Consider the following 9544-nt stretch of genomic DNA (forward strand, 5'->3'; position numbering starts at 1 on the left):
CGCCGTCTGAGCCGGCCGCCATCCCGGGCCAGCCGCCGTCAGAGCCGGCCGCCGTCCCGGGCCGTCCGCCGTCAGAGCCAGCCGCGGTCCCGGGCCGTCCGCCGTCAGAGCCGGCCGCCGTCAGAGCCAGCCGCGGTCCCGGGCAGCGGCCCCGGCCTGGAAGCGGGTGGAGACGCCCAGTTCCTTGTGCAGCGCGGCGATCCGCCGCTGCGTGGTGCGCGCGGACCAGCCCAGCGCCCGGGCGATCGCCTCGTCCGTCAGACCGCTCGCGAGCAGGCCCAGCAGCGCCCGGGTCTTCTCGTCCGGCCGGTCCAGCCGCTCCGCCGATTGCCGCGGCGCGGTGACCAGCGGCACCGCCTTGGACCATTCGTGCTCGAACAGCGCGGAGAGCACGGCCAGCAGCGCCGAGGACCGGATCACGTACGCGGCCTCGGCGAACGCCTCACCCATCGCGGTCGGCACCACCGCCATCGCCTCGTCCGCCATGATCAGCTTCGTCGGCAGGCTCGGCCGCACCCGCGCCTGCTCCCCGGACGCGCAGCTGAGCTCGATGTCGTCCTTGAAGCGGCCCGGCACGGCGAGCGCGTCCCGGCTGTAGATCGTCCGGATGCTCACGCCCTCCCGGTGCCGCCGCTGCTGGAGCGCGAGGTTCTCGCCGAGCCGCTGCACGTACGGCGGCCGGTCGAAGGCCCGCACCTCGCCGCGCGCGGCCTCGTAGACCCGGTTCACCCGCGCTGAGACCGCCGACGCGCCGCTGACCACCTCGACCGCGCCGGTGTCGCCCGGCACCCCGGCGTCCCGGAACATCTGCGTCAGCCGCTGCATCTCCAGCCTGGCCGCGCTCAGCCGCTGCTCCTGGCGGCCGATCAGCTCGCCGAGCGCCACGTCCGGCGCGGCCGCCTCGTAGCGCGAGCCGGACTGCACGACCAACCCGTCCTGGGCCAGCCGCAGCAGCAGCGTGCCGACCTCGGCCTCCAGCAGCCCGCAGTCGGCCGCGATCCGCGCCGCGTCCGCGCCCGGCCGGACCAGCAAAGCCTGATACACGCTGATCTCCCGGGCAGAGAGCCCGACGGCCTCAAGCATCTACCCCTCCTCCGTTCCCCGTGCGATGAGCGCCGTGGCGAGCATACGCCGCGTCCGCGGCCGGACCGCTAGACCAGAGCCCGGACGATCGGATCCAGGAAGTCGTCGCACGCGGCGGGATCCAGCCACAGCCGATCGCTGACCAGCACCAGGGTGGGCCGCAGCCGGCGCGCCCACTTCCGATCCATCGGCAGCAGCTTCACGGTCAGCTCGAACGGCGCGCTCCGGCGGCCCAGCTCACGCTCGATCCGCTTGACGGTCTCGCCGGCCTGCCCGGTCAGCCGCCGCGCCGCCGAGCCGGTCGTGCGCTGCACGTAGTCGCGCTTCCTCTCGCGCCACCACGCGGTCGCCTCGTCGACCACGGCATTGAACAGGGCCCTGAGATCGGTGCCGGGCTCCGGCGGCTCCCCGGCCGGCGTCAGGTCCACCCGCGCGCCCTGCCCGAGGTGGGCCAGGTACGCGGTCCACCAGCGCCCCCACTGCTCGGCCGCGGTCGAGGTGGCGAATGGCGCGAGGGCGGCCCGCAGCTCGACCGGCGGGGACAGCGGCGGCACCAGGTAGTCGGCGGGGCCGGTCAGCCCGGCCGCGTCGCGCACGTAGAGCATATTCGAGCACTGCTGCTCGAAGGACGTGCGGATGCTCCAACCGTCCGAACCGACAACTCGCATGGCATGACGATAACCGTCGGCCTCAGGCCTTGGAAGAGGCCGGCGAAGCCTGCGGGATCGTGTTCTGATACACCTCGAGCGTGAGCTGCGTGAGCACGGTGACGGCCCGCTCCGCGGACAGCTTGCCGAGCGGGATCTGCAGCACGAAGGTCCGGTTCCCGTCCGCCATCACGAGCTCGGTCTCGCCGTTCGCGGAGCTGCTCGCGACGCCGCTCGCGGACGCGGTGGGGGCGCCGCTCGCGGACGAGGGCGCGGCGGACGAGGCTGCGGCGGACGACGCCGTGGCAGCCGCGCCTGCCGAGCTCGTCGCCCCCGCCGTGCCAGCCGTCCCCGCCGGGCTCGTCGTCGCGCCGACCGCCGTCTGCTCGACCACGATCGTCGCCGGATGCCCGCCGACAGACACCGGCGCCTCCGTCGCGCCCGCCTGCGAATCCGTCTGCACGGTGTCCGCCGCGCGCCCGACCGCGACCGCCGCGCTCGTGTACGTCGCGATCGCGACCTCGACCGTGCCCGCGCTCTGCTTGCCGAACGAGTCGAGCCCGACGCCGAAGACGCAGGCCACGCGCCCGGTCCGGCCGATGCCGGCGAGCGCCGCGTACGAGCCGTAGTCCTCGCCGATCGGGAAGCCCGCGCCGAACACCGCCTGCAGCTGCGCGGTGGTCAAGATCTCCGAGCACTCCTTGGGCAGCGCGCTCGCCGCCTCGATCGGCCCGGCCATCGGCACGTAACTGCCGGTCGGCGTCGCGGACTTGCTGGGCGACGCGGAGGCGGTCGCCGCCGCGTTCTTCGCCCCGCCCGCCAACGAGCAGCCGCCGAGCAGCGGCAGTCCCAGGGCGGCGAGGACCGCGAGGGTGGCAAGGTGCGCGACAGCGGGCCTGAAAAGCCGGTGCAGCCGGAGCGTGGTCCGCACGGCCCGCGTCAGTCCTCGGCCTTGATCTCGAACATCGGCTGCGTCGCGTAGAACCGCGCCTCGACCGAGGCCCGCACCTCCTGCGAGGCCGGCTCCAGGTCGAGCACCGGCGGTTCGACCGGCATCGCAGCGCCGAAAGCCACTCCGCCGGGTGCCGGGACGTAGCCCGTCGCCCGCACGTGCTCGCTCTGCATCAGGCCGGTGTCGGCCAGCTCGATCAGGCCGGTGATCCGCGAGCCGAGGGCCTCCGCGTAGTCCTGCGCCCTGGTCAGCGCCTCGCCGACGGCCCGGGTGCGCGCCTTCCGGTAGACCGGGGAGCTGCGCCGCAGCCGCCAGCGCGGGCCCTCCAGCCGCGCCGCCTCCAGGTCGGCGACCCGCGAGACGATCTCGCCGAGCACCGCGAAGTCGGCTATCCGCACCTCGACGCGCACCGCGCCGCTGTACGAGCGGATCTTCTCGTCCCGGCCGCCGCGGCGCACCTCCGGATGCACCGCCACGCCCGAGGACTCGATCCGCTCCACCGAGTCCCCGTAGGACCGCAGCAGCGCCAGCACCTCGTCGTTCCGCTTGACCAGCCGCTCGAAGGCCTCCCGGCGGTCCTTGGCCTGGGTGGAGACCACCACCGTCAGGTCCACCACCTCGGGCTCGACCACCAGCAGCGCCTCCCCGCGCACGCTGATCACCGCGGGAGAGCCGATCGGCGCCACCGCGGCCGCCGCCGGGCTGCCGCCGAACTCGTGCGTGGGCTCCATCGATTCCGCACTCCTTCGATGAGTTCCAGGTGGGGCCGGAAAGATCCGCCCCCGACCGGCCGTCCGCCCGCCGGGCGGCACGTCTGCGCGGTATCGCCGCAGAGTACCGACGCTAGCGGAAGCCCGCGCACCAAGGCAGGGCCCTGCGCGGACCGCGATCCGATCGATACTTTCCACCAGGTGCGGGAATGGCGAAGGCCCCGCGATCGTTAGTGGTCCAGTAGGGAAATTCCGCCGCGCCGTGTGTCTCGGGCCGCCGCGGACGATCCTGACGACCTAGAAGAAAGGTAAGGCCGTGGTGGACGCTGCTGCCCGGGCGCTGTACACGTACGATTCGGACGGGCTGGCACTGCTCAACGAGGCCCGCCGGCCCGCGCGCTCAGCGCTGTCCGGCCAGGTGCGCGGCGATCTGGTGCTCCTCTACCACTTCGCCGGCTTCATGGACGCCGGCCAAGCCGCCGAGCTTGCCCTGGACTATCTCCTCGGCGGGGACGAGGCCCCGGTGGTGGCCCGCTTCGACGTCGACCGGCTGGTCGACTACCGCGCCCAGCGCCCGCTGATGACCTTCAGCGGCGACCACTGGTCGTCGTACGACGCGCCCGAGCTGACCGTCCGCCTCGCCAAGGACGCGATCGGCACCCCCTTCCTGATCTTCTCCGGGCCCGAGCCGGACACTGAGTGGGAGCTGTTCAGCCGGGCCGTGGTGAGCCTGGTGGACGAGCTCGGGGTGACCCTCGCGGTGAACTTCCACGGCGTGCCCTTCGGCGTGCCGCACACCCGCCCGGTGCACCTGATCCCGCACGGCAACCGGGAGGACCTGCTGCTCGGCTACCCCAAGTGGTTCGACCAGGCCCAGGTCCCGGGCAGCGCGATGGCGCTGACCGAGTTCCGGCTGGCCCAGGCGGGCCGGGACGTGTTCGGCCTCGCCGCGCAGGTCCCGCACTACGTGGCCCGCTCGGCGTACCCCGCCGCGGCCGTGCGCATCCTGGAGGCGGTCACCGCGGCCACCGGCCTGGTGCTGCCCGCGCAGGAGCTGCGCGAGCGCGCCCGCCGCGTCGCGGCCCAGATCGACAACGAGGTGGGCCAGGGCGACCAGGAGCTGCGCGGCGTCATCCAGAGCCTCGAGGAGCAGTACGACGCCGCCGAGGGCGCGGCCGGCCGCCCCAACCTGCTCGCCGAGCAGCAGCAGCTGCCGAGCGCCGACGACCTCGCGCGTGAGTTCGAGGCGTTCCTGGCCGAGCAGGACGGTCAGTCCGAGGGCTGAGTGTCCTGAATCTTCGTCAGTGGGGGAGCGGTCCGTTCGCCGGTGACCTCGCGCGTGAGTTCGAGGCGTTCCCGGCCGAGCAGGACGGCCAGTCCGAGGGCTGAGTGTCCTGAATCTCCGTCAGTAGGGGAGCGGTCCGTCCGCCGGCGACCTCGCGCGCGAGTTCGAGGCGTTCCCGGCCGAGCAGGACGGCCAGTCCGAGGGCTGAGCGTCGTGAAACCTCGTCAGTGGGGGAGCGGTCCGTCCGCCGGCGACCTCGCGCGCGAGTTCGAGGCGTTCCTGGCCGAGCAGGATGGTCAGTCCGAGGGCTGAGCGTCCTGAATCTCCGTCAATGGGGGAGCGGTCCGTCCGCCGGTGACGCGTGCGTGCGCGCGTGCAGATGCTCGTCGTGCACGCGTCCGTCGCCGAACCGCTTGTTCGCCGGCAGCAGCCGCTCGAGCCCGAAGCCGCCCTTCTGCGCGACGCGGCAGGAGGCGGCGTTCTCAACGGCGTGCGTGAGCTCGATCCGCCGGAGCGAGCTTTGCGCGAACGCCCACGCGGCGACGGCGTCGAGCACCGTCGACGCGACCCCGCGCCCGCGCGCCCACCCGGCGATTCGGTAGCCGACCTTGGCTGTGGCCACGTCCGCGTCGATCCCGTGCAGCGCGATGTTGCCGGCGTACCGGTCCGTGGCGCGCTCGATGATCGAGAAGGTCGCGTGGCCGCCGCCGCTCCAGTCGGCACCCGCGCGGCAGTCCTCGATCGCGCTCGCCTCGTCCGTGATCCGGCAGCGCGGATTCCACAGCCGCACGTCCGGGTCGAGGCCGAGTTCGAGCGCCGCGCGGTGCTCGGCCGTGCTCGGCGGACGCAGGAGGAAGCCTTCGACGACCAGCGTCGCGGGTTCGAGCACACGCTTCATGCCCGCGATCATCGCAGCCCCGACCCGAACCGGTCCACGGATATCCGGGCTCTACGCCGCGGCGTCCGCCAGGTTCAGCGTGCGCCACGGGCTCGCCGGGTCCTCGGCGAGGATCCGGTGCACCCGGCGAATCGAGCGGTAGTACCGGCTCCGGTCGCCGTCCTCGAAGTGCAGGAGCCGGCCGAGGATGTACCCCGCCGAGAACTCGCGCCAGTCGCGGTAGGCCGCGGCGGCGAGCTGCCCGGCCCGCTGCACGGTCTCGCGCGCCTCGTCCATGTCGCAGAGCTTCGTGGCCGCCGCCCAGCGCGCCAGGTTCACCGCACGTCCGTAGTCCCACGCGCGCACGTCCGGCGGCGCGTCCCCGGCCTCGGCCTCCCAGATGCCGTCCGAGCGCAGGGCGGCGAGATGCCGCGCGACGGCTCCCGGGTCCTTGCCGACCGCCTCCGCCGCGCTGCCCGGGTCGGTCAGCAGGTTCTCCACCGCGGCGCGCCAGTGGTCGTACTCGGTGATCCGCCAGCCCTCGCGCATCAGCCGCACGTCGGCCGGATAGTCCTTGTACACGTGCCCGATCGTGTTCCACGGCGCCTCGTTCTGCACCGCCAGATGCGCCCCGCAGGCGAGCGCCGCGGCCAGCGGGCCCTGCCGCGGCCTGTTGTCCGCGGCGATCAGCCGGTCGCCGTAGTCGGAGAAGGGCCGGATCGCCTCCGGGTGGTTGTCCACCCAGGAGGCCAGCTTCTTCACCGGTATCCGGCCCTCGTGATCAGAACCCTGGTTCACGACCAGCTGCCAGGTGAGCGGCGCGCACTTGCGCAGCATCGTGCGCAGCGTCATCGCGTGGTACACGAAGTGCGGCCCCGGGTCCACGGTCTGATTGGGCGTCACCGCGTAGACCTTGTCCTGGCCCCCGATGTCCTGCACCAGGCCGAGCGGCGCCCGGGGATCGTCGAAGCCCTCGTCGGCGAGCCGCCGGGAGCCGAAGACCAGCAGGTGAGTGTCTGACAGGGCCCGCAGATAGCCCTCGAGATCCCCCCGCTTCAGCGCTTCCAGCAGGCGCTGTTCCACTGTGGCGGTCTGCGGTACCACCACGCCCATTCTCCCACCCCCCGGAGTGATTCCCCTTCAAAAGCGCGGCCCAGTCTAGTCGAGTCCGCGGAGACAGGGCGAGCACGCGGTTTCGCGGTTCCCCTTCCCTCCGGGCTTCGGACGGGGTATGGTCGGTTGCATTGAGGCGCGTTCCACTATCTCCCCCCCGTAGTGGAACGCGGACCTCCCACCGGTCCTCAGTGACCGTGTCCGGCGGCCCCGCGCTCCCCCCGTGGCGCGGGGCCGCCCCCATATTCTTTTTCTTTTTCGGCGTATTCCCGCCGTCCGCGCGCGGCCGGTTGTAGTGTGACGGCCGACGGCCCGCCGGGCCACCGAAGTCACAAGGGGGCGGCACATGCCAGCCATGCGCAATGTCATATCCACGCTGGACAACCAGGGGCGGGAGGTGATGGGCCCCGGCGTGCTGCTCTACCACTACGCCGATCCCAACATCCTCAACGGCTCGCTGATCACGGTCGAGTCGAACCACTTCTGCGTCCTCAAGTCGCGCGGCGCCATCCTCAACGTCTACGACACGGGCCAGTTCCAGCTCGAGACCCCCGACCGCCCGCTGTTCGGCTCGATGCAGCGCTCCTTCTACGGGGGCCAGTCGCCGTGGCAGTACGAGGTCATCTACATCAACCGCGCCAAGTCGGTGATCAAGGCCCGCGGCACCGCGCTGTCCCGGGAGATGGCCGAACTGTCCTACGAGGTGGACTACTACATCCACATCGAGACCAAGGAGGACGCGCTCAAGCTTGTCCAGCACATGCCGGTGGCCGGCCACATGGTCAACGCCAACGAGGTCAACGAGTACGCCGGGCCGGTCGTCGAACAGGCCGTCAACCAGATCGTCCAGGTGACCCCGCTCGAGCAGGTCAACGAGAAGATCCACGAGATCAGCGAGCTGGTCTCCGGCCACCTGCAGGAGTTCCTCGGCGTCTACGGCATCACCCTGAACGACGTCAAGGTGCTGATCAAGCCGCAGGACGAGCGGATGCGCGAGCTGCTCTCGCTGCGCGCCTTCGGCATGACCGAGCAGGAGGCCATGCGCGCCTACCTGGCCCTCAAGCTCGCCGACCGCGGCCTGGCCGTGGCCGTCAACGCGCTGCTCGGCGAGCCCCTGCAGGTCGCGCTGCTGCCCTCCAACCTCTACGGCGACGTCGCGCAGCTGGGCCTCGGCAACGGGAGCCTCCAGAGGTGACGCACGGCGCCTTCGAACCGCTCGTAGGCGTCGACCGCTACACGGAGGCGGGACGCCTGCGCGAGGACGACCTCGCCGTGCGCACCTACGCGGCGGAGCTTCTGGCCCTCGCCGCCCAGCGGATCGGCCGGGCGGCGGTGGACTACCAGCGCACCATCCTGCCCCCGTCCACCCGCGAGCAGCCCTTCCCGCCGGCCGAGCTCAAGGCGCCGATGGACGCCGCCAAGCGCTGCGCGCAGCGCTATACGGCGGCCGCCGACCGCCTGCGCAACGCCCCGTTCCCGCCCGACCCGAAGAAGGCCTGGAAGCAGCTGAAAGGCCCCGGCGCCGCCCGCCTGCTGGACTTCGACCGGATGCTGCACCGGCAAGCGGAATTCGCCGCCTCCGTCGTGGACGGCGTCTCCGCCCCGGTGCTCTCCGAGCTGCCGATCCGGGAGGCCGACCAGGCCCTCGACGAGCTGACCCGCACCCTGGACCAGCGCATCGGCTTCCTCAGCGGGCTGTGATGAAGCGAGCGGTGCCGAGGGACGCCGACGTTCCTCGGCACCGTTGCCGGCCTGCGGCCGCCCGGTCAGCCTCCCGACCCACGTCTCCGGTGCGCCGCCGCGCGCTTCGCTTCGCTTCGTGACCGCGTCCGAGCCCATTGTCGCCTGCGGCACCTTTTCGCACTTGCGTTTCCAGGGCAGCTGTCCGTCAGGCATTCCCCGTTCGGAAATTGCAGAATATTGCCACGTCCGATACGCCGCCCAACGCGGCTAAAGTTCGCATCACCAGACGTACTCGCCGAGGATCTGCGACCAGAAAGGTGAACGCTCTTCTGGCTTTCGAGAGTGATTCCAGCCTTGCGGTCCGTGCACGACCGGATGCGAAATTTCGCATCGCCCCGACCGATCTCGGCGGCCTTTCCTCGCAAGCGCGCTTAATTCGACCCCGAACGCTGCGAGAGTAGCCGCCGACGCCGCGTCAGATCCGCCTTCCACCTCTCGGCAGCGCACCCCGTTCAGCCTCCTTATCCGACCAGCCGCAGCACGGCCTCGAGGCCGCGCTCGCCGGTCTTCGGCTCGGCGGGCAGCAGCAGGACGCGGAGGTTGCAGGCCACGGCGCCGCCGTCGCGGGGCGCGTTGTCGCCGACCATGAGGGTTCTGCGGGGATCGGCGCCGAGGTCGGCGCAGGCCTTGAGGAACATGCGGGGGTCGGGCTTCTCGACGCCGATCTCGTAGGAGAGCGCGTAGGCGCCCACGTAGTCGGCCAGGCCGTGGGCGGCGAAGAAGGGGCGCAGGTCGAAGGGGATGTCGCTGACGATGCCGACCGGGACGCCGCGCTCGGCCAGCGCGCGTAGGACGGGCTCGGTGTCGTGGTAGGGGAGCCAGCTCTCGATGTCGCCGATCGCCCCGTAGGCGATGTCTTCGATGCCCTCGAACGCGGGCACCTCGGCGAACCAGGTGTCGGTCGCCAGCCTGTGCTTCTCGGCGGAGGTGTCGCGGTGGTGCTGGGCGGCGATGACATGCGGGAGCTCGGCGGCGGTGTGAACCTGCGCGGCGACGGCGGCGGCGTCCAGGGACTCCGGGTCGCGCCCGGCCTTGGCCCAGATCCAGGCCAGGTACTCCTCGGTCGGCGGCATCCGGAAGAGCGTGTTGGCGAAGTCGAACAGCACGGCCTCGACGGGGGGCACGGGGCCGGCG

Annotated in this window: 10 protein-coding genes; 3 read left to right on the forward strand and 7 right to left on the reverse strand. The window is 72.0% G+C overall.

The genetic code is table 11. The features are described 5' to 3' along the window. Positions 1 to 120 precede the first annotated feature (120 nt). From KDK95_RS23725 to KDK95_RS23740, 4 genes are all read right to left on the reverse strand, one after another. Positions 121 to 1083, reverse strand: a complete 963-nt coding sequence (locus tag KDK95_RS23725) for a helix-turn-helix domain-containing protein (protein ID WP_212520474.1) — start codon at positions 1081 to 1083, stop codon at positions 121 to 123. 68 nt (positions 1084 to 1151) lie between these two features. Next, complete coding sequence (locus KDK95_RS23730) at positions 1152 to 1751, reverse strand: hypothetical protein (protein ID WP_212520475.1); 600 nt, start codon at positions 1749 to 1751, stop codon at positions 1152 to 1154. Between the two features lie 22 nt (positions 1752 to 1773). Then, entirely contained in the window at positions 1774 to 2661 is an 888-nt protein-coding gene (locus tag KDK95_RS23735; RefSeq protein ID WP_212520476.1) for a hypothetical protein, read from the reverse strand. Positions 2662 to 2669: 8 nt separating this feature from the next. After that, positions 2670 to 3413: an SIMPL domain-containing protein gene (locus tag KDK95_RS23740; RefSeq protein WP_212520477.1), complete on the reverse strand. Its 744-nt coding sequence runs from the start codon at positions 3411 to 3413 to the stop codon at positions 2670 to 2672. Between the two features lie 295 nt (positions 3414 to 3708). Between KDK95_RS23740 and KDK95_RS23745 the strand changes: the two genes are divergently transcribed. Next, the gene (locus KDK95_RS23745) at positions 3709 to 4677 is read left to right on the forward strand and encodes a PAC2 family protein (RefSeq protein ID WP_212520478.1); all 969 of its coding nucleotides are present in this window, start codon (positions 3709 to 3711) and stop codon (positions 4675 to 4677) included. Between the two features lie 328 nt (positions 4678 to 5005). Here the strand turns inward: KDK95_RS23745 and KDK95_RS23750 are convergent, their stop codons facing one another. Both KDK95_RS23750 and KDK95_RS37475 read right to left on the reverse strand, forming a co-directional pair. After that, a complete protein-coding gene (locus KDK95_RS23750; protein WP_212520479.1) occupies positions 5006 to 5575 on the reverse strand; it encodes a GNAT family N-acetyltransferase in 570 nt (189 codons plus the stop codon). A 51-nt stretch (positions 5576 to 5626) separates the two neighbouring features. Beyond that, positions 5627 to 6661 carry a DUF1266 domain-containing protein gene (locus tag KDK95_RS37475; RefSeq protein ID WP_212520480.1) on the reverse strand — a complete coding sequence of 345 codons (1035 nt, stop codon included), beginning with the start codon at positions 6659 to 6661 and terminating at the stop codon, positions 5627 to 5629. Positions 6662 to 7013: 352 nt separating this feature from the next. Here KDK95_RS37475 and KDK95_RS23760 point away from each other — a divergent pair, with 352 nt between their 5' ends. Together KDK95_RS23760 and KDK95_RS23765 are read left to right on the forward strand one after the other, a co-directional pair. Next, the gene (locus KDK95_RS23760) at positions 7014 to 7862 is read left to right on the forward strand and encodes an SPFH domain-containing protein (protein WP_212520481.1); all 849 of its coding nucleotides are present in this window, start codon (positions 7014 to 7016) and stop codon (positions 7860 to 7862) included. Beyond that, complete coding sequence (locus tag KDK95_RS23765) at positions 7859 to 8368, forward strand: hypothetical protein (RefSeq protein WP_212520482.1); 510 nt, start codon at positions 7859 to 7861, stop codon at positions 8366 to 8368. The genes KDK95_RS23760 and KDK95_RS23765 overlap by 4 nt, the downstream gene beginning before the upstream one ends. Positions 8369 to 8871: 503 nt before the next feature. On the opposite strand, the gene KDK95_RS23770 is transcribed toward KDK95_RS23765, so the two are convergent. Further along, a partial coding sequence (locus KDK95_RS23770; protein ID WP_212520483.1) for an HAD family hydrolase occupies positions 8872 to 9544 on the reverse strand: 673 nt, incomplete at its 5' end.

The organism is Actinospica acidithermotolerans (assembly GCF_018139625.1).
Taxonomy (GTDB): domain Bacteria; phylum Actinomycetota; class Actinomycetes; order Streptomycetales; family Catenulisporaceae; genus Actinospica; species Actinospica acidithermotolerans.

Excerpts from the sequence above, each read along its gene's own strand:
- KDK95_RS23725 (WP_212520474.1), bottom strand. The coding sequence starts at position 1,083 with ATGCTTGAGGCCGTCGGGCTCTCTGCCCGGGAGATCAGCGTGTATCAG.
- KDK95_RS23730 (WP_212520475.1), bottom strand. The coding sequence starts at position 1,751 with ATGCGAGTTGTCGGTTCGGACGGTTGGAGCATCCGCACGTCCTTCGAG.
- KDK95_RS23740 (WP_212520477.1), bottom strand. The coding sequence starts at position 3,413 with ATGGAGCCCACGCACGAGTTCGGCGGCAGCCCGGCGGCGGCCGCGGTG.
- KDK95_RS23750 (WP_212520479.1), bottom strand. The coding sequence starts at position 5,575 with ATGAAGCGTGTGCTCGAACCCGCGACGCTGGTCGTCGAAGGCTTCCTC.
- KDK95_RS23760 (WP_212520481.1), top strand. The coding sequence starts at position 7,014 with ATGCCAGCCATGCGCAATGTCATATCCACGCTGGACAACCAGGGGCGG.